Origin of the sequence: Pseudorhodoferax soli (genome assembly GCF_003337555.1) — a bacterium.
Lineage (GTDB): Bacteria > Pseudomonadota > Gammaproteobacteria > Burkholderiales > Burkholderiaceae_C > Pseudorhodoferax > Pseudorhodoferax soli.
The window spans coordinates 41,382-66,624 of the sequence record NZ_QPJK01000013.1 but is presented as its reverse complement, the minus strand read 5'-3'; the positions used below and the strand labels follow the sequence as shown (position 1 = coordinate 66,624).

Genomic DNA, 25,243 nt, shown 5'->3' with positions numbered 1-25,243 from the left:
CTGGCCAGGACGTCTGAAGCACAGCCAGACCATGGCGAGCGTCGATAGCGAACGTCTGCGGCCGCTGTCTTCTACTTCGGTGCTCGAACTGCGGCATGGCGCCGCTGGAGCGGAGCGTCGCAGGGTCGCCAGCCGCAAGACATGGCTGCGGGCGCCACGTTGGCGCGGATCACCACGGAAAACCACAGGCCGGTGGCCGCGCTCCCTGTTGCGGATCGCACCCTATGGCCTACGCCGGGTGCCCGGTTGTCCAGAGAGGTCAACCGCCTACTTGGCGCCGCGCGAGCGCTTCACATCCGGAACAGGCTGGTTGAGGATGGCGCCCATCAACCCAGGAAAGCGCTTGTCCAGATCCGCACGACGCAATGTGTTCATGTGCGTCGTCCCGGCGCAATCCGTGTGGACCAGGCCGGATTCCCGTAGCACGCGGAAGTGGTGCGACACCGTCGACTTGGGCCGACCTCCATCCAGTTCGCCGCAACTGGCCGCGTCAACTTCCGCCAGACGCCGCACGATGTCAAGGCGTACCGGGTCGCTCAAAGCGTAGAAGACCCTCTCCAAGACGAACTCGTTGGCATCAGGGTGTTTGAGGGCGCGCATCGCCTCGATCATAAACTTTCGCTAGACTGCTTCGTATGTTCGTAATTTATCGAACATTCGAAAGCTCTCGTTCCGATCCAGATTTCTCCCAGAAAGCCAATGTCCGCACTGTTCAACCCCTTCACACTCAAGTCCATCACCCTTCGCAACCGCATCGCGGTTCCCCCCATGTGCCAGTACTCCGCCACGGACGGGCTGATCAACGACTGGCACCTCAGCCACTACGCTTCGTTGGCACGCGGTGGCGCCGGGCTGGTGATCGTCGAAGCGACGGCCGTCTCGCCGGAAGGACGCATCACCCCTGCGTGCACGGGCATCTGGAATGACGATCTCGCGCAAGCATTCGTGCCTGTGGTGCAGTCCATCAAGGCAGCCGGTTCTGTGCCAGGAATTCAGATTGCGCACGCCGGTCGCAAGGCCAGCGCGAATCGCCCCTGGGAAGGCGACGACCACATTGCCGAAGGTGACCCGCGCGGCTGGCAGACCATCGCGCCATCGGCGATCGCCTACGGCCCCGGCCTGCAGAAACAGCCACGCGCCATGACGGTCGAGGACATCCGCCGCGTGCGCCAGGACTTCGTCGATGCTGCTGTGCGCGCGCGTGACGTCGGTTTCGAGTGGTTGGAGCTGCACTTTGCGCACGGCTATCTCGCGCAGAGCTTCTTCGCCGCGGCGTCTAACCACCGCGACGACGCCTACGGCGGGTCTGCGCAGAATCGCGGCCGGTTCCTGCTGGAAACGCTCAGGGCTGTGCGTGAAGTGTGGCCCGAGCATCTGCCGCTGACGGTGCGCTTTGGCGTGTTGGAGTTCGACGGGCGCGACGAACAGACTCTGGTCGAGTCGATCGAGCTGACCCGACAGTTCAAGAGCGCCGGAATGGACATGCTCAGCGTCAGCATCGGCTTCTCGACCCCGGACGCAAAGATCCCATGGGGCTCGCCGTTCCTCGGCCCGATCGCCCAACGCGTGCGCCGCGAAGCCGGCGTTCCCGTGTCCTCGGCCTGGGGTTTCGGTACACCTTCCATTGCCGAGCAAGTGGTGCGAGACGCGCAGCTGGACGTGGTCATGGTGGGCAAGGCGCACTTGGCCAATCCACACTGGTCCTATGCGGCGGCCAAGGAGCTTGGCGTGGAACGGCCATCCTGGGTCCTTCCGGCACCCTACGCGCACTGGCTGGAACGTTACTGAGCTGGCCATCGGCGCGACGCTGGCTTGCGGACTGGTCATAGCGGACTGGTCAGCTCGTCGCTCCAGCCTGTCGGGACTCGGCACGAACAGGCAGACTCGTCTCGACGCTCCAGGAAGGCCCTTGCCTGAAAGCGGATCAGGTACGGCCCGCCCCATCACGCCCCGCAGCATCACGCCGCCCGCCACCTGGGTGGTGCGTGACGGGGAGCTGGGGCATGGGCTCGTCATTGCGCCAGATCCAGCCGTCCGCGGCCTGGGCCGACTTCTCCTTGATCGCACGCTCCTTGGCCGACATGAAAGCGCTCACGACATGCAGGGGCACGGCCTTCGTCCCGGCGTCGAGCAGCAACGCGTTGGGAAAAGCGGCTGCCGTACGCGCGTCATAGCGCAGAGGCTTCAGAAACCGACGACGCTGGGCGACGAGTTCGCCCAGCAGATCGAGCTCGTGCACGCCATCCAGAGGAATCCAGTGCTCGCTGGTGAGCATCATGCTGGCCGCGTCGATCTCGTAGGTGTGCTCGCGGCGGGCCCGGATCAGCGCCGCCATGACGACCCTCACCCGCTGGTTGGTGTCGGCATGCCGAGCCTCCAGCAAAGCGCCGAAGGTTCGCTCGATGCGCCCCCAGGTTCGGGCATCGGCCAGCAGCGGCGCGTCCGGCGCATGCTTGATCCAGACACGGCAGCCCAACGCCGTGGTGTCGCAAGCCTTGAACTCACCCAGCGCGATGGCGAGCGGACTTTGCCCATTGCGGGGATGCAGGACCGACAGCTTCGCGCGACGCCGGCTCGCCGCGCCTTCACGCCCCTCTTCGGAAAAGGGCTCCGGGACGTAGAGCCGCTCGGACAGGCTCAAACCCCTCACCGTGACGCTCTCGGCCGCCTCCAGAAGGTACTTGTGGAGCACGCCCTGGTTGCGCTTGCCCTGCATGGCTGGTGTCCAACGGTTCAGCCCCGCGCGCTCGAATAGGAAGTGCATCAGCGCTCGCAAGCTCATCCGTTTGCGCGCGACAACCACTTCGGCAGGGTCTTGCGGCTCGCCCTTGGGCACGGCCCGTCCGGCAACACGCATCCACGGAAAGTTGACGCGCAGCTCGAAGCTGCCAGGCGTCGGCTCGAGCACAGCTTCTCCGACGAGCTCGCCCAGCCCTGATTGCTGCGCGTCGGGCTCGTAGGAAGGACATTCGGGGTGGTGGCGCATGCCCGAACCTGGCATGCGTTTGAGCACGAACTGACGATGGCGTGCGATGTACATCTCAACGCCTCCCGAGACGCACAGGCATCGAGGCCTTTCCTGGGCGTCGTGGGCCTTCGCCAGCGCGGCTTGAAGCGCCGGATCGTCCGCGCCGTACTCGATACCGGTGACGGTGAACCGCTGGATGTCCATGGAAACCCCTGCAGGAGCAGCGCACATGCTTGCTACCGGCGTGTCGAAGCACAAGCACAAATCCGGGGACAAGGCAGGTGGCTATCGCGCTTGATGACGAGCAGATGCGGCCAGCAGCAGCAACCCGCCTTGCCGTTCTGTGCTGCGAGCCGCGTCAGCCTCTGCGCAAACATCCGCCGACGGCGTCGGCGATCGAGGCGTCGACCAACACCGCCACACGGAACAGCGCGCGATTCGCCCAGCAACGGGTCGATCGATGTGGCCGGGCTGCGTGGCGGCTTGAACCGACGCTGTGCCCGCTGCATAGTCGCATGGCTACCCGTGGGCGTCGAGCTCACCCAGCCTTCATCGTGGCCTCAGGGCTGCTTGAAGTCCGGCCACGGCCGGCGTAGCGATCGTTACTCGCCCTTCGAGCGCTCGGATCCGTCCGAGCCAGGCCATTCCAGTGGCCTTGAGCCCATGCGGCCCAGTTGGGTCGCGGAACCTGGCGCTGTCGTCCATGCGGCGGGCGCCAACCTGACTGCCCGGTCGCGACGGCCTGACCGTCGCGCCGGACATCGAGAGTGAAGCCCCGATCCTCGGATCGCGGGCTTCGACCCGTGGCGTGCCAATGGCCTGCCACTGAGCGCTTCGGCCTGCCGAAGCATCCCAACCGGGGACCCATCCCCGGCGGGGAGACGTGTCCCCATTGCCAATGGAGAGACACACATGCGAACAGCAAGAGAGGGAAAGCAACAGCATGAGGGTGTGTTGCTTGGTAGGCCCAGTCCGCGTTCCGTACGTCCGGCGAGAAGCACCCAGATCCCTGCACTGTGCAGGTCCTGGAGCATCTCGCCGCTCGCGAAACACGCAGCTGGCGACACGGCCTGGCCGAAAAGCGAGTGCCGTTGAAGAAGGCGAAGACATGTCCCAGGACAAGTCGAACGCCGGTCAGAAGCTCTTCAGCGTGGAGCATCTTGAGCAGCAGACGTGGGTCGGGTTCTATCCTGAAGCACGCAAGGATGCGGCACTTGCCGCTGAGATCCTGACGGAGCTGGAACGCGACGAGGACTTCCGTCGTCGCCACCGGGGACTGTATCTGTGCTGCCAACGCAGCATCCGGATCCAGGAGTACAGGGACATGCGCCAACAGCGCATCGGAGCAGCACTGCGGCGCCTGTTCGCCGTGCTGTTCGTTGCATGGCCGGCGGCCGCGGTTGAGGTCGCCAGACGCACGCGCAACCTGGCTGTGGATTGCCTGCCGGAGACCTCGCAGGCCACCACCGACCACCGGGTGCGAAGGCTCATGGAGAGCGATGCCTTCTCGCAGGCCGATCGGTCATTCCGGGATCGGGCGAGAGAGGCGGCAGACAGGTCGGACGATCAGATGCCGACTGTAGCGATGGGCGATCGGCCAACACCGATTCGCCCGACCGCAGCTTCTTGAACTGCCGAGGCGTTCACACCAGGCTGCGCACCGCTCAGGCGGTGCGCGGTCTGGCTTGAACCATCCGTCTGGATGGGAGCCTCAACGGGCGTACCCAACCGCGTGCCGCCACCGAACGCCGTCACGCAACGCGGTCAGCGCCACGCACCGGCAACTGAGGCGCACTGAAGCAGTCGGCCAAGCTGCGGTTCGGGCAAGCAATAGCCCATCGCCGCGTGGTACAGCACGATGGCCGGAAGCAGTGCCTGCATGATGCTGGTCTGCGAAGCGGCCGCTCCGAACTTGCACTCCAGGTCGAATTGGTTCTCGGGAGCGACCTCGTTCTCGTAGTACAGGACCAGTTTCTCGAAAGCCGACGCGTCCGGGGCATCCTCCAGATTCGCGAAAACCGCCGACGTGAAGAACGTCGCGCGAGATCGGGCCATCAGCAGCTCGACCATGTAGCGGTGGTCGCGAAGCAGCTGCCCGAAGCAGCGTCTTTCATGGACACCCCAGACACCGAACTTCAGCAACAGAAACGCCGACGTAGAAACGTCGCCAGACCCATAGCCGCGGCACAGCGAAAGCGTGACCTCCAGCCCCGTCGCGTCAAATCCGTCCGGGTTCGCCGGCCACGGTAGCGTGAAACCTGGCCGATCGTAGTAGGCATCGACGGGTCGCAAGCGGAACTCCGCCACCTCCACCCTCGGGTTGCCAGAGCGCAGAAACTCATGGGCTGACTCGCCCCACACACTGCCAGGAACGAGAGGCTTGACTGCCTCCATCAGATCGTCCGCGATCGGCACGAGGTACTCGCCAAACTCCTCCGTGATCTCGGACCAACGCTCGGGCTCGGTGTGGCAAGACGTGGATGGCAAGGCCTCATCCATTCGATTCAGAGCTTGTTCGAGCATTGAGCGCAGCGGGCCGAGCGGCCTGGGTGATGACGCGAACATTATGCGGAACACTGATGGCACGCTCGCGTCTATTCCGTCTGCATGGGGCCAGCCGCGCTGCAAGCGGCCCCGCGTGCCGTCCTGCGACTGGCGCGGGCCCGATCAGACCAGCTGCTCCATCAGCTCGTCGAGGCCGAGCCTTTTCCTGCGGTGACGCAGCTCCCGCACGCCCAGAATCTCCTCGATCTGGTCCTCATCCGCGCCGCGCCGGCGCAACCGTTCCACCACGGTGTAGCGCGCGCTCTGCGCGGAAAGTCCAGGGATGCCGATGCGCCGGAAGATCTTCCTGTAGGCGTAGTGGATCTCCGGACACAGGCACCGCTCACCCGCGACGGAGGGCACCGCTTCGATGCGGAACGCGCGCTCGGCAGCGCTGTGAAAGAGCGCCGCATCAGGATCAAGGCCACGGTACGGCAAGCGCGCAGGCCATGAGCCTGCGTCGGGCTCCGCGCTCGCGGCCAGACGGGTGGCCAAGTAGGCATCGATGGCCTCGCGCGCGCACGCACTGCCGAAGTACAGAGGCCTTGCGCGCCCGCTGGTCGCCACATCGTCCCGCACCTCCGAGCGCTTGCGCACACGACCATCGGCATCGAGGTAGTCTGCGACGACCAGACGCGCCACCTCAAGCGGACGCAGTCCAGTGGCAAACAAGATCCACACCATCGCGGCATCGCGCTCGGGTGTGTCTGTACGCGTGCGGACGCGTTGCATCATGGTGTGAATGTCCTCGTCGGACAGCACCATGGGATCGGTCGGCTTTGGGGGCGCAGGCACCGGCCTGTAGCGTGCAAGCGCCTGGTCGATGGCCAGGCGATGCTCCCTGAGCTTTCCGACGAACATTGCGCTGCTCTGGTTCAGCCCGGGGATGCCCACCGACCGGATCAGCTCGAGTACAAGGGCCTTGATAGGACGCTCGACGGCGGTACGGGTCACTCCGTTCGCGTGCGCGACCGCATCGTAGGTGGCGCCCTCGAGCACCGCCTGCAGCAATCGCGTCGATGAGTTCACCTTCGCCAGGTCCATACCGCATGTCCATCTGCAGTTCATCTGCACTGGATACTGCGGGACGTCGGCCCGCCGGACCACCGTCAATGCACGCTCGATGGCCACGCTTTCGCGATCAGTGAGGTACTCGGGTCCAGGTCCATCGCTGCGCAACACAAGCGCAAGTCAGATCCCGCACCCGCACTCGGCGCAAAGCAACGCGCAAGGCGTACAACGGCCGCGGGCAGTACCCTCAACCGTGTTGAATCGCCAAGCTCAGTTGAACGGGCGGCCAGGGGCGGCGAGGCGCCCTACCAGAACCGCCACCAAGCACGCGCGGCGGCGCTCCGCTCGCGCTCTTCGATCGGCCGCAGATCCAGACCGGAGGCCGTCGCAAGCCCGGCCGTCCGCCCCTTGCGGCGACGCATCTCGGCCTCGTACTCATGCGCGTAGCCACGCGCCTCCCGCAAGCCGCGCAGTGCTCTCTCGCGCCACTCGCGCGCCAGTTGCTCCAGTTCCGCCGTGGCGATGTTCTGCAAGTCAGACATGGGGCGCATTCTGCCAACTTGCGACTGGCCTGCACGCCCGCTCGGAGATGCTCAGCCGCCACGTGCGGTGATCCATCCCTTGATGTCCTCCGCCCGCCAGGCCGTGATGTTGGACGACAGCTTCACCGGCGCGGGGAAGCTGCCGTCGTCCACGCGGCGCCATAGGGTGGATTTCGAGAACGGAACGAAGACAAGCACCTGCGACTGGCGCAAAAAGCCCGTGACGGGAAGCGCCACGGCTGGGCGTGTTTGCTCTGGCATGGTCCGACTCCTCGCCGGCGATTGCCGGCATGCGGTCGACCTTGGTCGTTGGCATGGGCATCAGGTCTGGATCAGCCGCATGCGAGGGACGTGGAACTCCTGCGCCCTCCGCCGACGTCCACTTGGCGGGAGCGATGTACAGAACAGATCGTGCCGAAACCGTGATCGGCTTCGGATCAACGCGCAACAAGGCGCACTGAGATGGCATCGTAAATGGGCCGCATGCCATGGCACAAGGCGGCCCGCACCATCGAGTCTTCAGGGCTTGAGTTGTAAGGGATCCAGCTATCCCTGGCCTGCCAGACCAAGTTGGCATCGCAGGCCAAGCGCGAGACTATCCGTTGAGAGGCGTCTTGCAACGCCATGCGAAGTGTCCGCCACATGCAACGCCCGGACCTTGCGCCATGGGGGCTCAAACGGGCAGGCTTGGCACGTCCTGCGCCGGGGCAGCGGCCTCGCCGCCGGAAGCGGCGTCGCCCGGTACCAACGCGCCAACTTCCGGCTCGGGAACGTCTGCCTGTCCAAGCGCACCCTCCTCCGCGTCCGCATGGGGCGGCTCCCTGGACTCGGCCGCCGCCATGCGCCGCCGCAGCCCCGTGGCCAGCCGGCGCGCGGAGGTGGCGACGCCCTTGATCTGGCGCTTCAGGGCGGCGCGCTGCTTGTCCAGGTCTTCGGTCGAGATCAGCTCGTAGATCTCCAGGGTCTGCAGCAAGGGCATAAGCTGGTCGAGCTGGCCAATGACCTCCAGATAGCGTCGCCCGTTGGAGGAAAGGATGCCGATCTCAACTTCCAACGGCTGCGTGTCGTAGGTCGCTGCGGTATCGATGCCGTGCGCCTTGAACAGTTTCTCGGCCGCATCGATCGCATCGTTCAACATCTTCTTGGTCGCCTCGATCTCGCTGCGCAGTGTGGCCTCCACCGCCTCCACGTCGCGGTGGTCCGCGCGCGAGCGCGCGATCACCGTGATGAAGTGGGCGTTGAGCTGCAACGTGCTGAACATGCGCATGAACATCCGCTTGGCCTCTGCGCTCGTGAAGTGCGTGCGGATCTTGATGCTTGCCACCTCCACCCGCCGGTAGTCTGCCTGCCCTTCCTTGGAAAGGATGCGCGCGTTGACCGCTCCGCGGTCGGTCTTGACAATCTTCGTCTCTGTCATCGCCACCTCCTGTGATGGGGGAGATGCAGGGATCATGGGACGTGCCCATGTGGGCCGCCACCCGAAATGCCACGCGATTGAGGCCCCTCTCGCGCTTGGCTGTGGTTCCGGCCCCTGTCGCGCTTGACCACCTGGCACACGAGAACTACTGTGTGCCCAACGGCAGCTGTCCCGCGCGGCGGTCGGAGCGACTGGATGTCGCCCCGGCCTGCCCGATGCCAGCCCTTCAAGCGATCAAGCCGCGGCACCGCGCCGCGCTCGGACCGAGTACGGCTTTCGAGGCGAACCCATCGCCGCCCCGAAAGCCGATTCCCCGATCGGTAGCTGGCACACCGGTCACGGCGGATCACCGCCTTTCTCAAGTCAGCCCAGGTCTTCGACCTGCAAGCCTCGGACGCTCGCGTCCTGAGATTCCACCACCCCAAGGGGCGCAAGCCCTGCCGGGTGCGCGCCTCCTCATTTCCAGGAGGCTGCCATGTGGCATAGCTTTGCATTGGAGCATCCCAGCGGCCCGACCGCCGGGAACATGTACTTCCTGACCCCGAGCACCGCACTCGCCGGCGCGCGGATCGTCAGGAAGGTACTGGAGGATCCTCTCCTGTCGGAGGATGAGGACGACATGCAGGACTGGACCGAGGAAGAGATCGTCTTCCTCCACTGGCGCCTGCTGCAGGACGTGCAGGCGCTTGCCCTGCCTGAGACACCGCTCGACGAGAAGCTCGCAACCTTGCGATGGATCTTCACCGAGCCGGAGAAGGACATGCGTCCGTTCTCGTTCGCGAACTGCCTGCGGGTGGTCGGCTGCAGCCCGCTGTCGCCGATCGCCTACTGCGGGGCAGTGGACTGCGAGACGGTACGTGCGTTCATCGCCGCCGGCGCGAAGCGCTGGCTCGAAGAGACGCTGTCCCGATACCCGAGCTGGGTCAGCGAGGCGCTGGCGCGCAATCCGGAATGGATCGACGCCCAGCTGACGAGAAATCCCCAGTGGATCAACGAACAGCTCAAGCGGCTCACGCAGCAACGCGACCTGTTCGCATGAGCAAGTTCTCTTCTGAAACCGCCGAGCATTGACCGTCCTTGAGACGGCCTGCGCGGCTTTCGACAGGAGCCAACATGGACGAGCAGACATACGCGATACGCGTGGAAGACGTGCAGGCACGTGCGCACGGCCGCTGGGACGAGATCCTGCGCAGCCTGGGCGTGGAGGAACGGATCCTGCGCCGCAGGAACATGGCATGTCCGGCCTGCGGTGGTACGGACCGCTTTCAGTACACGGACCGTTTCGGGGAAGGCAACTACCACTGCCGCAATCCCGAATGCGGTCCTGGAGGGGGCTTCAAGCTGCTGCAGGCCGTCTTCGGGTGGGACTTCGCGACGACGCTGAAGAAGGTCAGCGCCTGTGTCGGAGGCCTCCCCGCAGCCACGGAGAAAGATGCCCCAGGAGCCAGCGCGGAGCGGATGACGCTGCTCGCGCGCCGAATCTGGGACGAAGCCCGGCCGGTCACACCAGGAGATGCCGTCGATCGGTATCTCACGGCGCGCGGGCTGGGCAGGGAGGTCTATCCGCGCACGCTGCGGCTCCACCCGAGCCTTGGCTACTACGAGCGCACGCAGGAAGGCAGATCCCAACGGGTCGCCGAGTACCCCGCCATGCTGGCGCGGGTCGACGGCGCCGATGGGCAGTTGGTGACGCTTCACCGCACCTATCTGGGCGACTGCCGCAAGGCACCGCTCGATGACGCGAAGAAGCTGTTGTCGACCGGCGTGAACGGCGCGGGCATCCGGCTGTTCGATGCCGGCGAGGAGTTGGCGGTCACCGAAGGCATCGAGACGGCCCTAGCCGTCAACATGCTGCGCAATGTGCCGGTCTGGGCCGGCCTGAGCGCAGGGAATCTGGAGCGCATCTGGATTCCCGAGTCGGTGCGTCGGGTGCATGTCTACGCGGACAACGATGCCGATGCGGACTTCGACGGACAGGCCAGCGCCTACGCGCTCGCCCGCCGCCTTCGCAAGGAGGCGAGGCACGCCGGAGAGCGCACGGTGGAAGTGTGGATTCCGCGCAAGACGGGAGCAGACTGGGCGGACGTGTGGTGGGCTGTCGTGCGCAACATGAAGCGCGTGGCGTGAACTCGCAGGCGAGCCGCTGAAGGAGAGAAGGACCGGCGCCACCTTGGCGAGCACCGGTTCCGAGGAGTGTGGCGCCGACCGAGAGCGCCCAACAGGATGCCGCCGCCGTGTGCCCTGCAGTCGAGGGCACCGGGCTGGCGGCGGGTAGCAAGGGGCGCGCAGCGATGCGCGCACACAGGGCCGGGCGCATGCCTGGCCATTCATGACCCCGCGGGGACGCACTCCCCGCGGGGGATGGTGCGCCTTCGCATTTCACCCAAGGAGAGATGACATGCGTAACGGAAGGACCCTCGTGCAACTGGCCGAAGAACTCGAACGCCAACGCACGACGAAGAAGGATCTGGTCCTGCACTCGTCCATGATGCGGCACGAGACAGGAGAAGGCGGAGATACACGGCTCATCGTGGACCATGTGGAAGGAGGTCAGTTCGCGGTCACGGAGTTGGCGCGACGCCAGTTGGCCGGCAAGCTCAACATCCCGTATGCGTACTTCGAGCGCATGCGGGTCGAGCAACCAGGCTTGCTGGATAGCAACGTCAACACTTGGCTGCAGACCGACGACAGCCGAAGGATGCTGCGCACACTGGATGGCCAGGCGCGCGCTGTCCTGTCGGACAGATACCGTCGCCTGGACAACTACGATCTGGCCAGCGCGGTGATCCCGATCCTCAAGACGCTGACGGACCTGCGTTTCGAGTCGGTGGAGCTCACGGCCACGCGGATGTACCTCAAGGCCGTGGTTCCGGTGCTGGCCTACACGATGACGCCTGGCGACGTCGTGCAAGCTGGCATCGTGATCACGAACTCCGAGGTCGGCCACGGTACGCTGTCGGTGCAGCCGCTGCTGTACCGGCTCGTGTGCAGCAACGGCCTGATCCTTCCGGACCGGGCGCTGCGAAAGACCCACATCGGGCGCGCGCTGGGCTCGGAGGACAACCAGGTGCAGGTGTACCAGGATGACACGCTACGTGCGGACGACCGGGCCTTCTTCCTGAAGGTGCGCGACGTCGTGCAGGCAACCGTGACGGAGACGGCCTTCCAGGAGGCCGCGCGCAAGATGCAGCGCACGATGGGGATCCCGCTGACCGGGGATCCGGTGCGCAGCGTGGAGGTGCTCGCCGATCGCTATGACCTGAGCGAGGGAGAGCAGACGGGCGTGCTGCGGCACTTGATCCAGGGCGGAGACCTCTCCGGCTATGGTCTGGTGAACGCGGTCACGCACTTCAGCCAGGAGGTCGAAGACTACGACCGCGCCACCGATTTCGAGGAGATCGGCGGCAAGCTCGTGGAACTCACCTCGAAGGAATGGGATGGGCTGCTGACGGCGTAGCCGCAATCCCAGCCAAGTAGAGCCAGACCCTATCGCCCAACCTGGGCGATAGGATCCTTGGCGCCTATGCCATCGCACGCGCCGTGCGCGCGGTCGCCCAGCTTTTATGGGCGTGGGGCGCTGCTGCATAACCGCGCACTCGTGGAGAAATGCGAGCGCTACCGATGTCCGCACCAGGGCCAACGCGACGTCTCTGTGATCGCAGACGCCGCGAATCGGGTGATTCCGCCGCGCGACTTCGCCCACGTTCGTGCCTTGCTGCTGCAACACAGAAACCCACAGGCGGGCCCACATCGCCACGATCTGCGCTTTGTCTAGGCCACGGGCTCGGGCACTAATCCACATCCTCCAGCGCAGCTGCTTCCGACAAGCTGGCCACACGCAACATCCACCTGAGCCTGCGCTGACGCGTGCGCGCGCTCCCCACTGCGCGCCTCTGTTCCGACGAATAGACGAGCAAGAGCGCCAAACGGTACCTCAAGCAGTTAATTTTCGGATTTTCAGCAGTTTGCATGATGGATTTTCTGCGCACGTTATTGGTGCGTACTACATGCGTAGTAAAAATACTTACTCGATTATTTCGAGGAGTTTTCAACCAGCCAGAAAATTGATCTACCTCAATGACAAGAAATATTTAGATGGAGTTCAGTATGAGAAATCTCATTCAGGTCAGTACGGTAAGACTGCGAACCAGCGGATACTTGGCATCGGTCGCAATGGCCTCGCTTCTATCTGCCTGTGGCGGTGGTGAGGATGCACTGGCAGTTCGTGACTCAGCAAATGCCGTAACCACGGAAACAGCTTCGGAAAGGCTCGTTGTTGATGAGAAAGCTGGTACTGTAAAGTTTTCCTACAACACCATTGGCGGTGGAGTTCTTACCTCGGCATTTCCTCTCGCGGACCAAGACAAGAAGTTCATTTCAGTATCAGAAGCCGAAGCGGCGACTTTGACAAAGCAAAGCACAGGCCGCGAGCAAGCACAGGCAGTAAATCCATCGCCATGCAATACTTATCGATTCAGTGGAACTCAAGGGTGCCTACAACCCGGTTCCGACGTTTTTGAATACGTAGGATCAAGTACTGCCGACATCGTCGGCGTGATACCCAATTGCACCGAAGTAACCGTTGGATCGGCATTCTCTGCAATCACGCCAGCACCGGGTGCTAGGGCGTGTTTTCAGTACACGGTCGAAGCCTCGACAACATTCACGAATCAGGTCATTCTACCTGCCACGATCTCAGCGGCTACTGTTGAGCTATTCGCAGTTATTCCGAATACGCTTGCATTCAAGAAGGCACTTTCTCAGAGCCCGACGAATCCGCACAACCTAACTGCGACGCACGCATATGCCCGTTATGTGCTGATGGTACGGGCGGCTGACGGCGCAGGAGGTCAGCCATTCAACGTCGGCATCGGTGTTCCGGCTGGTCCCCTAGCCACTGCGCTGAACGATGACCCGACGCGGCCTAGTCTGGCTCCGATGAACGAAACGAAGACCGCGACCATCAACACCACCGGACAAGGTGACTTCTACTACTTCTATCCGACGACACCAGGCCAAACCACGGCGCAGTTCCTTTCGACGTTCACTGCCAACCAGACCGTCGCGTGGCGCAAGGCATCGCGGTCGGCCGCAGGCGTCTACACGCTGGTGACGACAGAGACTGTTCTTCCTGCGACGGCGAGCGGGAACACACAGGTGATCAGCGGACTGACGGCCACTGCCGCCGGAGCCGCCACAACAAATGGCGTGATGGTCCGCGTCAGCAAGAAGGCCCCCTTCGCTGGCGTGGCCCAAAACTTCTCAACCCGTGTCGGCGTCAAGACCGGCTATCTGACCGACTATGAGCTTTGGAACTTTGAAGGTCTCAACAACATTTATGACCTCGCCATGGGCCTCAAGCAGGCGCACAACTACATTGGGGTGACTCTCTATGTGAAGGACGCCAACGGCCAACCAGTCAAGGGCGAAGCACTGACGGTCACCGTTTACCAGGACGAATGGGATTTGCCCAGTGCACCAGTGATCGAAGGAACAACCGATGCTTGCCGGCAAGTTCACGATCAGCGCGAACTTGCTCGGATGCCCGTCTGGTGCGTTTTACCAGGAGAACTTTGTAGCATCGAGTCCTGGCGACCACTGGAAGATGCTGGGTACGGCAGGCAAGGTTGAACTTAATCTTCCCAACGCAACGCCGATAACACCTAATGCGGGGGGCAACGCCAGGAGCCTGCGCTACTACCGCGTTTGCAGCGAAACCTACCTAGGCCGTTACTAAGGAGTGCTTGATGAGTGTTTCCGTCACTTCGGTGTCTTCTGGTGTTGCAGCCACAACGGTGAATCTGGCACCGTCGGCGACGGAAGCACCATCTACAAAGAAATCTTCAACACCGTCCACCATTGTCTCGATCAGCAAAGAGTCTACGAATAACCAAGAATCGACGGGTGTGGATGGTGAGTACACTGAGAGCCCCGGTGCAACTCTCCAGTTGTTGAGTCCGCTCGCCCAAGCGGAGAATCGCATCAAAGCGAATGCAACTTTCTCCATTGAGCCAAGGCAAGCTGCCAACAGTGCGTTGCGCACTGCAAATGCAGAACTGGTCCGCCTGCAAGACAGAATCTCTGCCAACCGCCCCACTATGCTGGGGAAGACGTGGGATTTCGTACTGAAGGACAACAAGATTGAAGTTGTCAATGACAATTTGAGCGACAAAGATCGCCAGTGGCTCGAAAACACTTTGAACAAGAATCAGAAGCTAGTTTCTTCTGTTCAGAATTTCTACGGCGCAGTCACTAAGTTTTACGACCATACGGCAGAAAATTCCGCCGCGACAGGTCGCAACTCAACCGGCACTGAATATGCCGGTTATGTCATTAACGCGGGGGAGCAGATCAACGGAAAGCTGGCAATACGGGATATCATGGACAGGTCCATGCAGTCCTTGAATCGGCCTAGCAACACTCTGTCTCCTGACACCACAAAGCCGTATCAGAATTCAATTCTTCTGGTATCCACATACCTAAAATTCGACGCAGAGCCCAAGTTCCAAGGATCCCAATTCGACCTGTCTGATCCTGCTACTGCCAATTATCTGAAGGAGAACCCAGGATTCCAGGGCTAAACTCCTTTGGCCGGGTGCGGTAGCTTCGTTGCGCCCCAAATAAACAAACAAGGGTCAATTTCAATCGCTCATGAAGCGAGTAGACCGCTCGATCGTGGCAGTGCTGGCCTGTTAAGCCTTTGCAAGGCTGACGGTAGGTAAAGAAGGAACGTGTTCAACACGTTCTCTCTTTCCTTTTGACCGGCCTTCTGTAAACCACTCCGACTAAGACCTTTGCCGATTTGCCCTCCGGCGCCGTGGCCAAGTTGGAGTGCGCTGATCGATCCCGCTTGTTAAGCAGCCATCCAGAAATGTCGGGCGAGCGGCTGCTTACCTGGACGATCTGCTGATCCTGTAGAAGCGCAGGCTGCGCGCAGTCCTTCGTGTCCTCATCGCTCGCCCGGCCACGTCCCCGGCCGCTGTGGCACGCGCCACACCGAATAGGCATCGATGGCGGAGAAGTCGGACAGGCCAGCCGCTCGCTTGCGTACGACCCCATCCGCTTCACCCTACCCTGGCGTGCCCCGCGATGAAAGCGCTGTTCATCGCCGACAACTCCACCCCTTCCGGAAAGGGCAGGCATGCGTGCAGACGACCCGGCGGACCCCAGCGCACCGCAAGCGCCATGGGCGGACCCGTCCTCGTTCCATGGCGACGTGGTCCGAGCTTTCGCCTATCCCTCCGTCGATCCCGGGTTCCCCGCGCTGGACCTGAATCGGTTGATGGACGCACACAAGGAGCTGATCACCCGCATCAAGATCTGCTACGGGACCGACAACGCCACGTTCGAGAACGATGTTCTCGTGCCAGTCCGACGCTACGCCGCCTTCGTGCACCTGCTGCCGGCCACGCCGGCAAACTACTTCAATGAGCCCGGCGGCCTGTTGCGGCTCGGCCTCGAAACGGCCTTCTACGCCCTGCAGGGAACCGACGCGCACATCTTCTCCGGCCGCGCAACGATCGCGGCAAGGCGACACCTGGAGCCGCGCTGGCGGCTCGCCACCTTTCTCGCAGGCCTGTGCAGCGAGATCCACCGCACCTTGGGAGCCGTGATCGTCACTGACCACGCGGGTAACGAGTGGAGCGCCTACCTGCAAGGGCTGCAGCCCTGGCTGGTATCGACGAGCGCCGGCCGCTTCTACCTTAAGTGGCGTCCGCGGCCGATGGAAAATCCTGGGCTGGGGCTCTTCGCACTGCCCCACATCGTGCCCGCCCCGATGCTTGCGCATCTTGCCCAAGGCAACGCGATCGTGGTTCCGCACATGATGGCGAGCATCACGGGGATGTCGCTGCCGCGTGAGCACAACGTACTGGGAGACTTGGTGCGCAGGGCCGCGGCACTGGTCATCGACCGCTTCCTCAGGCTCAGCGCCGACCGCTTTGGAAAGCCGCAACTGGGCTCCCACCTGGAGCGCTACCTTGTGGACGGGCTGCGGCGCCTCGTGGCGACGCACCCGTCCTGGACTCCCAACGCGGAGCGATCCCGCGTCTGGTATGGCAACGATGGCATGTTCATCGTGTGGCCCAACGCGGCGCACGACCTTCGCAAGCTGCTCGAGGACGACCAGCTTCCTGGCATTCCCAAGTCCGCGGAGACCATGCTGGAGATCCTTTGTGCGGCGGGTGTCTTCCTGGCACAGGCGGATGAGAAGCCGCTCTGGCCGATCCTGCCCCCGGACGCGAAGGGGCCGTTGGAAGCCGTCAAGCTGGCCGACCCGGCGATCGTTCTCGCCGGACTGGAGCCAAGGCCGACTGCTGCGAGCAACTCGATCATCGCTCCGCCCGCTCAGGCGAAATCGCCGCCTGCGCCAGCCAAGGCGTCCTGCGAACCCTTACCTGCCGCTGAAGGGGCGCCAACGGAAGGCGTGAAGGATGCAGCGCACCTCGACGCACCCGACACGGCGGACGTCCCCCCATCGGATCGCCCACGAAGCGCGCTGTCGCCCAGCCCGCCGCCGCAGCAGCCGATCCCGCAGCAGCTGGAGTTGCCCATTGGGCAGGTAGCCCCCGCGCTACCTGCCGCGCCTGGCAAAGAACTGGGTAGAGAGCCCGCAGCGACGAGTGCAGGCGAGCTGAGCCGCCCCGCTCCTACGAGCGCTGCACTGCGCCTGGCCGCGCCGATGCGACTTGCGACGCAGGTGAAGGCCGCGCTCGTCGATGTGATCGACGCTCTCAGCGGCGAGGATGGTGCGCCCCAGGCGAGGTTGACGGCCGACGGGCTCTTCATCGCGTGGTCGGAGTTTGCCCGCAGAGGCATTGCACCGCCGCGGGCCCAGCAGGCGTTGGCGCAGGCAGGGATGCTGGTGCTCGCCGACGCGGATGACTCCACGCCGGCGCCCAGTGCATCCCAGGGATCTTCAGCTGGCGGTCTCGTGGTCGACAAGGCCTTCCTCACCGGTGCAGCGATGGCCGTGGATGGCCCGCCCCCTGGACGCTGAGATGCTCGTGCGCCCCTATGAGATGCCGTGGCGCAGGGCCTACGAGGCCTATGCGGGCTTGGCCTGGCTGGTCGCCTTCGGCGCGATCGTCCTCGACGCGGGGCGTGGCCGCACGCCGTGGCTGCTCGCAACGCCGATGGCACTTGTGTGCCTGCTGTTCGGCGTGTGGAGAACGGCGCAGGCCTTGCGCATCCTTGTGGTGCGCGCATCCTTGTCCGGACGGGCCATGCAGGTGATCGATGTGCGCACTGTCGAGCGGCTCACGGCCGCTTCCGAAAAGGTGTACCTTGGACAGGGCTTCGAGTGGCTGCCGGTGCACTCCCAGCGCCTGTACGAGCTCGCCAAGGTCGACTACCGCGAGTTCCTGGTCTCCCCCGCCCTGCTGAACCTGTTGGGATACCGAGCGGATCCGCAACCGGACGAGGAGATCGGCCTTCCCTTCATCCACGGCGTCGAACCGCTGGAACAGGCAGTCTATCGACCGCTGCAGAACTTCGAGGGCGGCCTCTTGCTGGTCGGCACAACGCAGTCCGGGAAAGGTGTGGCGCTGGCAATCCTCGTCGCCCAGGCAGTTCGCAGGGGCGACGTGGTCATCGTGATCGACCCCAAGAACAGCCACCGCCTCAAGCGCGTCGTGCAATGGGCTTGTGACCGCTACCGTGAGCCAGACACCTTTCTGGAGTTCCACCCGGCCTTTCCGGACACCGGCATCCGCATCGACTTCACCTTCAACTGGCAAAAGCCCACCGAAGTGGCCTCGCGCATCCAGGCCATCATGCCGCCGGACACGGCGGGAGCCTTCAGCGCCTTCGGCTGGGATGCCGTGAACGTCGTGGTCCAGGGCCTGGTGGAGCTGGAGGAAAGGCCGAACCTGCGCAAGCTCATGCGCTACATCGAGAACGGCATCGAGCCCATCCTGGAGGCCAGCCTTCGTCGCTTCTACGAGGAGCTTCTGGGACCGCAATGGCGCCAGGTGCCGGAGATGAAGAAGCTGCTGCACGATGCTCAGCGCGGCGGCATGCGCAAGCCGTCCGAGGCCGCGAGCCACGAGTTGATGGGCATGGTCTCGTACTACGAGCACCAGGTCAGCGACAGCCAGCGCACCAAGACCATCGACGCGCAGGTACGCACGTTCCGGCACGACAGGGAGCACTACCAGAAGATCACGGCAAACCTGCTGCCGATCCTGTCCATGCTCACGTCGGGTGACCTTGGACGCACGTTGTCGCCCGATCCCTTCGACTTGGAGGACGTCCGTCCCATCATGAACCTGGAGAAGATCGAGCAGGCCGGCCACGTGCTGTACATGTGCGTCGACTCCCTGCCCGACCCTTCGGTCGCTTCAGCGATCGGAGCGCTGGCACTGGCGGACCTGGCCGCGCGCGCGGGGATGCGCTACAACCTCGGGGCACACCGGCGCATCGCTCTGTTCGTCGATGAGGTCTCCAACGTCATCAACCTGCCCCTGATCGAGATCCTCAACAAAGGTGCTGAGGGCGGCATCTACTCGACCTGCGCGATGCAGACGCTGGCCGACCTGGCCAGGCGCCTGGGCAGCGAGGATGCAGCGCGCATGGTGCTGGGCAACCTCAACAACCTCATCGCGCTGCGTACCAAGGACCGTCCGACGCAGGAGTTCGTCGTCGAGACCATCGGCCGCACGGCCATCCACTCGATGCGCGTCGGACTGAGCCACGGCTCCGACGTGCACCTGGGGGACTTCTCGTCGTCCTATTCCACGCAGGTCTCCGAAACCCTGGAGGAGGCGATACCGGCAGACATCCTCGGCAAGCTGCCCAACCTGCACTATGTCGCGTCAATCTCGGGCGGCCGGCGCATCAAGGGCCGGTTCCAGATCATCGATCCTGGCCCGGATCCCCGGGCGGCCAAGCCGTCATGATCCGTATCGTCGCAACAGCCTGCCTGACCGCCCTGCTCGCGGCCGTGCTGTACCTTCCTTCGGCCCATCCGCCTGCCCACTTCTTCCAGCAGATGCTGCAAGAGCATCAAAGTACCGCGCAGATCTGGGGATTTCCCTCGGCAGAGAGCATCGCGCAACGAGCGCTGTCGATGCAAGCCAACGTCGCGAGTTCAAAGCCGATGCCACTTCCTGCTGCGGCGGCCGCAACATCACCGGAGCGCCCGGTCGGCCATGAGATGGCCCAGGTGCAGCTGCGCCTGTTCGGCAGCACCTACTTCCGGTCGGTCGAGGCATTGCTGCTGCTCGCGATGTACCGCGCATCGGCCATCTTCGAGTGGATCCCACGCTGCATCCCGCTCGCCTTGGTACTGGTCCTGGACGGCCTCATGCTGCGCGTTGTCAAGGCGAAGGAATTCCGCCACCACAATCCGGAGCGCTTTGCGCTGCATGTCTGTTTCGGCATCTTCACGATGTGCGCGAGCGTTTTGGTCCTGGTGTGGCCCGGACCCGTTCACCCGGCCACATGGGCAGCGATCCCGGTCATCGTCATCGCGCTTGGCGCGCGGGCAGTGGCCGACTACCACCGCAGGCCCTAAAGCGGCTGTGCCTAGTGAAAATCCCGCGACACCGTCGCCAGACGCCCCAACAGCGGCGTGAGATCGACCAGCCTGTACGCGATGATGTTGGTGACCTCTCCTTCGCGCTGCCAACGCCCCTGCACCGCCAGCAGCCGGGACCGCAGTACCTCGGCGCGCTGCTTCTCGCGCAGCGACTTCCACACGATCACCTGCACCGTACCGGTCTCGTCTTCCAAGCTGATGAAAACCGTGCCCTTTGCCGTCTCCGGCTGCTGCCGGATCGTCACGATGCCCGCGTAACGCACGAAGCGCCGGTCTGGAATCTCGGCAAGGTCCGCAGCCCGCAGCAGCCTGCGCCTGGCCAACGCCGGCCGCAGCAAAGCAAGTGGATGGCTGCGCAACGTAAGCCCAATGGTCTCGTAGTCGTGCACGACCTCCTGGCCTTCGGGCGCAGCCGGCAGCTCCAAGAAGTCTTCGTCCACAGGAGCGTCGGACAACAGCTCAGGTGGGCGCCGCAGCGCCGCGGCCTGCCAGACCTGCTGGCGGCGATGGCCTGACAGGCTTCGCAGCGCATCGGCTCCAGCAAGCAAGGTCATCTCGTGCTGCTCCAGCCGCGCGCGTCTGGCCAGGTCCTCGGGATCCTCGAACGGCGCCTCGGCTCGCGCAGCCGCAATGCGATGGGCCGAGGCCTCCTTGAGCCCCGAGACCAGCCGCAGGCCCAGCCGCACGGCCGGTGGCCCCGGCAGGTCCTCCAGCACGCAATCCCAGTCGCTGTACATCACGTCGGCCGCACGCACCACGACGCCATGGCGTTGCGCGCCCTGCACGAGCTGCGACGGCGAATAGAAGCCCAAGGGCTGCGAGTTCAGCATGCCCGCCAGAAACTCGGCCGGGTGGTGGCACTTGATCCAACACGACGCGTAGACCAGCAGCGCGAAGCTCGCCGCATGGCTCTCCGGAAATCCGTACTCGGAGAAGCCCTTGATCTGCTCGAAGATCTGCACGGCGAAGGCCTCTTCGTAGCCGCGCGAGGTCATGCCGTGGACGATCTTGTCGTAGTACTTTTGCAGCCCGCCCTTGCGCCGCCACGCCGCCATGGATCGCCGCAACTGGTCGGCCTCGCCAGGCGTGAAGCCGGCGGCCAAGACCGCGATTTGCATGACCTGTTCCTGAAAAATCGGCACGCCCAGCGTGCGGCCCAGGGCCTCTTCCAATGCCGCACTCGGGTACACCACCGGCTCCTTGCCCTGCCGTCGGTTCAGGTAAGGGTGGACCATCTGCCCCTGAATCGGCCCCGGCCGCACGATCGCCACCTCGATGACGAGGTCATAGAAGCACTGCGGCCGCAGCCGCGGCAGCATGGACATCTGCGCCCTGCTCTCGATCTGGAACACGCCGATGGTGTCGGCGCTGGAGACCATGGCGTAGGTCTCGGGATCTTCCGCGGGAATGTCCTGCATCTCGAAGCGGTAGCCCTCGCGCAGGCTCACGAACTCCAGCGTCCTGCGCAGCGCCGACAGCATGCCCAGGCCCAGCACGTCGACCTTCATGAGTCCGAGCGCATCGAGATCGTCCTTGTCCCACTGCACGATGGTGCGGTCCGCCATGGCCGCGTTCTCGATCGGCACGATGCGCTGCAGTGGCCCTTGCGTCAGCACGAACCCACCTGGATGCTGAGACAAGTGCCGCGGCATGCCGATCAGTTGGCCGACCAGCACCAGCAGCTGCTGCACGGCGAGATCGTTCGGATCCAGGCCCGTCTCGGCCAGACGCTGCCGGTGCGCATCGCTGCCGTCCCACCAGGTCAGGTTGCTGGCCAGCGCCTCCAGGCGCGACAGCTCGATGCCGAGCGCCTTGCCCACGTCGCGGAAGGCCGACTTCGCGCGGAACGAGCTGACGACCGCCGTCAGCGCGGCGCGGCTTCTGCCGTACTTCCGGTACAGGTACTGGATCACCTCCTCCCGTCGCTGGTGCTCAAAATCGACGTCGATGTCCGGCGGCTCATCCCTTTCGCGGCTGATGAAGCGCTCGAACAGCGTCGACATGCGCGCGGGGTCGACCTCGGTGATGCCCAGGCAGTAGCAGACCACCGAATTGGCCGCGCTGCCGCGCCCCTGGCACAGGATGTTCTGCGACTGCGCGAAGCGGACGACGTCGGCCACGGTCAAGAAGTAGTGCTCGTACTTGAGGTCCGTGATCAAGCTCAGCTCGTGCTCGATCTGGGTCTGCGTCTTGGCCGGGATGCCGTCCTGCCAGCGCCGACCTGCGCCTTCGTAGGTCAGCTGCCGCAGGTAGCTCGATGGCGTGTGGCCGGCGGGAACGACTTCGGACGGGTACTCGTAGCGCAGCTCGCCCAGGTCGAAACTGCAGCGGCTGGCCACGTGCAGGGTCTCGGCCAGCAGGTCCGCGGTGTAGCGCTGAGCCAGCAGCAGCCGGCTGCGCAGGTGCTGCTCGGCGTTCTGCGCCAGGTCCCAGCCGCATTCGGTGAGCGGCCGGCCCACGCGCGTGGCCGTCATCACGTCGTGCAGTGCCTTGCGCGAGCGCACGTGCAAGCGCACGTCGCCGCTGGCCACGAGCGGGATCGCCGTCAGCGCGCTGATCCTGCGCAAGCGGTGCAGCCACATCTCGTCGTCCAGCATGCGGTACTGCTCCACCCCGATCCAGCAGCACCCAAGGAAGGCATCGAGCAGCCAGCGCGCGAGCGTCTCCAGCTGCGCGTCCGTGGCCTCGCGGTTGGGCGAGACCAGCACCACGCAGTCGACCAGGGCCTGCGGATCGACGTCGTCGATGTCCAGGCGGTAGGTCCCTTTCTCCGACGTGCGGCGCAGTCCGGTGATGAACTCGCAGAGATTCCCGTAGCCATTGCGGTTGCAGGCCAGCACCACGAGGGTGAACGGCGCGTCGCACTGCACGGTGAACTGGCTGCCATACAGCAGGCGCAGCCCATGCTCCTTGGCGGCCTCGTAGGCGCGCACGACACCGGCCATGGAGCATTCGTCCGTGATGGCCAGCGCGCTGTAGCCCAGCGCCGCGGCGCGCTCGACCAGCTCGCCCGGCCAGCTCGCTCCCTTAAGGAAACTGAAGTTGCTCAGGCAGCGCAGCTCCGCGTACAGCGGAATGCCCGCGCGCGCGTCCTCTGACGGCAGGTCGGTGTCCAGGGTGACGCTCATGCGAACGCGCCGTGCAGGTACCAGGCGGTCTGGTCCTTGGCCAGCCGCTCCAGGTAGACCCACAGCACGCCCGCGTGCGGGCTGCGCGCGACCCAATAGTCGCGCGCCACGTTGCGCGTGCACTGCGCCTCGCCCACCTGCACGCGGTGCCACCAGCCGCCCTCGATGCGGTGCGGCCCGGTGAGCAACTGCAGCGTGCCTTGGTACATGGGCAGGTGGCCGTCCATGGCCAGGCGCAGCGGCTCGGGCAGCAAGAAGGTCGGCTGCGGGAAACGGTTCCTGCGCGTCCCCCGCTTGGGCAGCGGCTGCGGCGCCTGCTGCCAGTGCTGAGCCCACTCGACGCGGTGGTCCTCACGGACGACGGGCCTGCGCACCTTCTCGGGGCCCAGGCGCGCGGCGATGCGCTCGAGCGTCAGCGTGAGCGACTCGCCCTGCCGGCTGGTGTCGGGCAGCAGCGACTTGCTCGCCTCCTCCAGCGGCTGCACGTCCAGGGCCTCGAGTTCAAGGTCTCCGGCCGGTGCCTGCAGCGTGGTCTTCGCAAGGTGCTCCGCCAGCAGGCGGCACAGGTGCTCGACGTCACGCATGGGCGCGGCCGTGCGGATGGTCAGCTCACCGCCCGGATCTGCGCCGCGCGGACGCATGGCGTCGTGCATCCAGCGCAGCGTGAAAGCCGTGATGCCGGCGTGGCGCGCGGCCAGCCAGGCGCACATCTGCAGCAGCAGGCGCCGCGCGGCGAACAGCAGGCGCCGCGCGGCGAACAGCAGCGCGGGCGCGGCCTCGACCCTGGCCATCAGCTCGTGCCGCACCTTGAAGGCCTCGGGCAACTCCACCCACACGTGGACCTCGGGCCGCAGGCCGTAGGCCTGATCCAGGGCCACCAGCAGTTGCTTGTCGAACCGCCGGCTCAGCCCACCGCGCGGCAGCGCGCGCACGTCGCCCGGCGTGCGGCAACCGAGTTGGGACAGCGTCGTGCGGTGTGGCCGCACCGCCGACAGCGTGTCCATGGGCAAAGGATCGAGCAGCGCAGTCAGCGCGCCGCGGATGCCGTTCTCGCGGCCAGCGCGTGCGAAAGCCAGTGCGGCCAAGCTGGTCGATGACCAGGCGATGGCTTGCACTCCCAGGTCGGCAGCCTCCAGCACCACGCGGTCGCGCAGTGCACGCTTGCCCCCGAAGAGACGCGCGCTGGCCTCCACCTCCATGACCACGGCGTCCTCGGCGATGGCAGTGCGCGGCGAGAGGTGCAGCGCCCAGATCGCAAGTCCGCGCAGCTGGTCATCAGTGGGTGGCGTGGCGTCGGGACCGGGCGGTAGCAGCAGCGCTGTCCACAGCATCGATGGCCTCGCTGGGCAGGAGTAGGCTCGGCCGGAGCACCCGAGGTGTCAGCACGCTGGCGAGACCGCCAGGCAGCGACGCGAGCGCGAGAGGCCTCTCATGGGTCGGACCGCGGCGCTTCAGGACCTGCACATGCAGTTCCCAGTCGACGCCGACCGATGCGTGCACGCGCAGGGGCGCCGCTGACGACTCGTGGCGCGCCGCATCGGGACGGCACAGGAAGACCAGGCCTTCGCAGCCTTGTGCGCAGACCTGCAGCCGGCGGATCTGCTCGGCGCGCGCCTTGGGCAGCCAGGCGATGATCGCGCCAGCCGCATGCGATTTGATGAGCTGCTCGGCTGTCCACAGCCGCTGGGCAGGCGCTTCGGCTTCGATCCAGATGATGTGTCGCTCGCTCAATCCCACCTGCTGCAGCCCGGGCACATGCGGTAGGCGCGGTGGCCCGACGAGCACGACATTGCCGCCGCTGGCGGTCACGGACTTGAGCGCAGGCGCCAGCAGCCGCCATTCGAGTGTCGCCGGCTGGGTCGTCAGGATCTCGACCACCGACTGCTCCGGCCAGCCGCCTCCAGGCAACTCGGCATCCAGCTCTGCCCATCCCGTCGATCGGACCGCCGTCGTACGGTGCTCCAGCTCGGTACCGCGCCACACAGCTTCGGCGACCCGCGGCGACAACGCCACTTGGCGCACCGCACCGACATCGTTGGCGGCGACTGGTGGGGAGAAAGCTGGAACGGCGGACATGGCAAAAACAACTGGATG

General features: G+C 64.8%; 20 protein-coding genes. 10 read left to right on the top strand and 10 right to left on the bottom strand.

Translation table 11 applies throughout. The features are described 5' to 3' along the window. Positions 1–267: 267 nt before the first annotated feature. Positions 268–600, bottom strand: coding sequence for an ArsR/SmtB family transcription factor (locus tag DES41_RS33300; protein ID WP_114472057.1), 333 nt, complete (start codon positions 598–600; stop codon positions 268–270). A 99-nt stretch (positions 601–699) separates the two neighbouring features. Here DES41_RS33300 and DES41_RS33295 point away from each other — a divergent pair, with 99 nt between their 5' ends. Continuing rightward, positions 700–1,788, top strand: coding sequence for an NADH:flavin oxidoreductase/NADH oxidase (locus DES41_RS33295; RefSeq protein ID WP_114471931.1), 1,089 nt, complete (start codon positions 700–702; stop codon positions 1,786–1,788). 136 nt (positions 1,789–1,924) lie between these two features. On the opposite strand, the gene DES41_RS33290 is transcribed toward DES41_RS33295, so the two are convergent. Next, entirely contained in the window at positions 1,925–3,172 is a 1,248-nt protein-coding gene (locus DES41_RS33290) for a DUF1173 family protein (protein ID WP_114471930.1), read from the bottom strand. A gap of 904 nt (positions 3,173–4,076) precedes the next feature. Between DES41_RS33290 and DES41_RS33285 the strand changes: the two genes are divergently transcribed. Next, positions 4,077–4,598, top strand: a complete 522-nt coding sequence (locus tag DES41_RS33285; RefSeq protein WP_114471929.1) for a hypothetical protein — start codon at positions 4,077–4,079, stop codon at positions 4,596–4,598. 134 nt (positions 4,599–4,732) lie between these two features. Here DES41_RS33285 and DES41_RS33280 read toward each other — a convergent pair whose 3' ends face one another. The 5 genes from DES41_RS33280 to DES41_RS33260 form a co-directional block, all read right to left on the bottom strand. Continuing rightward, positions 4,733–5,491: a hypothetical protein gene (locus DES41_RS33280; RefSeq protein WP_147283025.1), complete on the bottom strand. Its 759-nt coding sequence runs from the start codon at positions 5,489–5,491 to the stop codon at positions 4,733–4,735. Between the two features lie 144 nt (positions 5,492–5,635). Further along, a complete protein-coding gene (locus DES41_RS33275) occupies positions 5,636–6,556 on the bottom strand; it encodes a site-specific integrase (RefSeq protein WP_170168365.1) in 921 nt (306 codons plus the stop codon). A 272-nt stretch (positions 6,557–6,828) separates the two neighbouring features. Further along, complete coding sequence (locus DES41_RS33270; protein ID WP_114471926.1) at positions 6,829–7,065, bottom strand: hypothetical protein; 237 nt, start codon at positions 7,063–7,065, stop codon at positions 6,829–6,831. Positions 7,066–7,116: 51 nt separating this feature from the next. Next, the gene (locus DES41_RS33265) at positions 7,117–7,326 is read right to left on the bottom strand and encodes a helix-turn-helix transcriptional regulator (RefSeq protein ID WP_114471925.1); all 210 of its coding nucleotides are present in this window, start codon (positions 7,324–7,326) and stop codon (positions 7,117–7,119) included. 412 nt (positions 7,327–7,738) lie between these two features. Continuing rightward, positions 7,739–8,482 (bottom strand): AcaB family transcriptional regulator, encoded by a 744-nt coding sequence (locus tag DES41_RS33260; protein WP_114471924.1) that lies wholly within the window; start codon positions 8,480–8,482, stop codon positions 7,739–7,741. 475 nt (positions 8,483–8,957) lie between these two features. Here DES41_RS33260 and DES41_RS33255 point away from each other — a divergent pair, with 475 nt between their 5' ends. From DES41_RS33255 to DES41_RS33225, 8 genes are all read left to right on the top strand, one after another. Next, on the top strand, positions 8,958–9,521 hold the full coding sequence (locus DES41_RS33255) for a hypothetical protein (protein ID WP_114471923.1): 564 nt from the start codon (positions 8,958–8,960) through the stop codon (positions 9,519–9,521). Positions 9,522–9,595: 74 nt separating this feature from the next. Next, positions 9,596–10,609 (top strand): DUF7146 domain-containing protein, encoded by a 1,014-nt coding sequence (locus DES41_RS33250; protein ID WP_114471922.1) that lies wholly within the window; start codon positions 9,596–9,598, stop codon positions 10,607–10,609. A gap of 292 nt (positions 10,610–10,901) precedes the next feature. Then, complete coding sequence (locus DES41_RS33245; RefSeq protein ID WP_245965991.1) at positions 10,902–11,939, top strand: DUF932 domain-containing protein; 1,038 nt, start codon at positions 10,902–10,904, stop codon at positions 11,937–11,939. Positions 11,940–12,589: 650 nt separating this feature from the next. Next, the gene (locus DES41_RS38135) at positions 12,590–14,113 is read left to right on the top strand and encodes a hypothetical protein (RefSeq protein WP_147283024.1); all 1,524 of its coding nucleotides are present in this window, start codon (positions 12,590–12,592) and stop codon (positions 14,111–14,113) included. Positions 14,114–14,229: 116 nt separating this feature from the next. Then, complete coding sequence (locus DES41_RS38130) at positions 14,230–15,063, top strand: hypothetical protein (RefSeq protein WP_147283023.1); 834 nt, start codon at positions 14,230–14,232, stop codon at positions 15,061–15,063. A 560-nt stretch (positions 15,064–15,623) separates the two neighbouring features. Continuing rightward, on the top strand, positions 15,624–17,480 hold the full coding sequence (mobH, locus tag DES41_RS33235) for a MobH family relaxase (protein ID WP_114471919.1): 1,857 nt from the start codon (positions 15,624–15,626) through the stop codon (positions 17,478–17,480). A gap of 1 nt (position 17,481) precedes the next feature. After that, entirely contained in the window at positions 17,482–19,380 is a 1,899-nt protein-coding gene (traD, locus tag DES41_RS33230; RefSeq protein WP_114472056.1) for a conjugative transfer system coupling protein TraD, read from the top strand. Then, entirely contained in the window at positions 19,377–19,997 is a 621-nt protein-coding gene (locus DES41_RS33225; protein WP_114471918.1) for an IncC plasmid conjugative DNA transfer DtrJ family protein, read from the top strand. Before traD ends, DES41_RS33225 begins: the two co-directional genes overlap by 4 nt. Before the next feature lie 11 nt (positions 19,998–20,008). On the opposite strand, the gene DES41_RS33220 is transcribed toward DES41_RS33225, so the two are convergent. Genes DES41_RS33220 through imuA form a run of 3 tightly spaced genes read right to left on the bottom strand, consistent with a single transcriptional unit; the run spans position 20,009 to position 25,225 of the window. Further along, complete coding sequence (locus DES41_RS33220) at positions 20,009–23,149, bottom strand: error-prone DNA polymerase (RefSeq protein WP_114471917.1); 3,141 nt, start codon at positions 23,147–23,149, stop codon at positions 20,009–20,011. Continuing rightward, positions 23,146–24,480 carry a Y-family DNA polymerase gene (locus DES41_RS33215; protein ID WP_211333134.1) on the bottom strand — a complete coding sequence of 445 codons (1,335 nt, stop codon included), beginning with the start codon at positions 24,478–24,480 and terminating at the stop codon, positions 23,146–23,148. The genes DES41_RS33220 and DES41_RS33215 overlap by 4 nt, the downstream gene beginning before the upstream one ends. Then, positions 24,425–25,225 (bottom strand): translesion DNA synthesis-associated protein ImuA, encoded by an 801-nt coding sequence (gene imuA / locus DES41_RS33210; RefSeq protein WP_114471916.1) that lies wholly within the window; start codon positions 25,223–25,225, stop codon positions 24,425–24,427. The genes DES41_RS33215 and imuA overlap by 56 nt, the downstream gene beginning before the upstream one ends. Between the last annotated feature and the right edge of the window lie 18 nt (positions 25,226–25,243).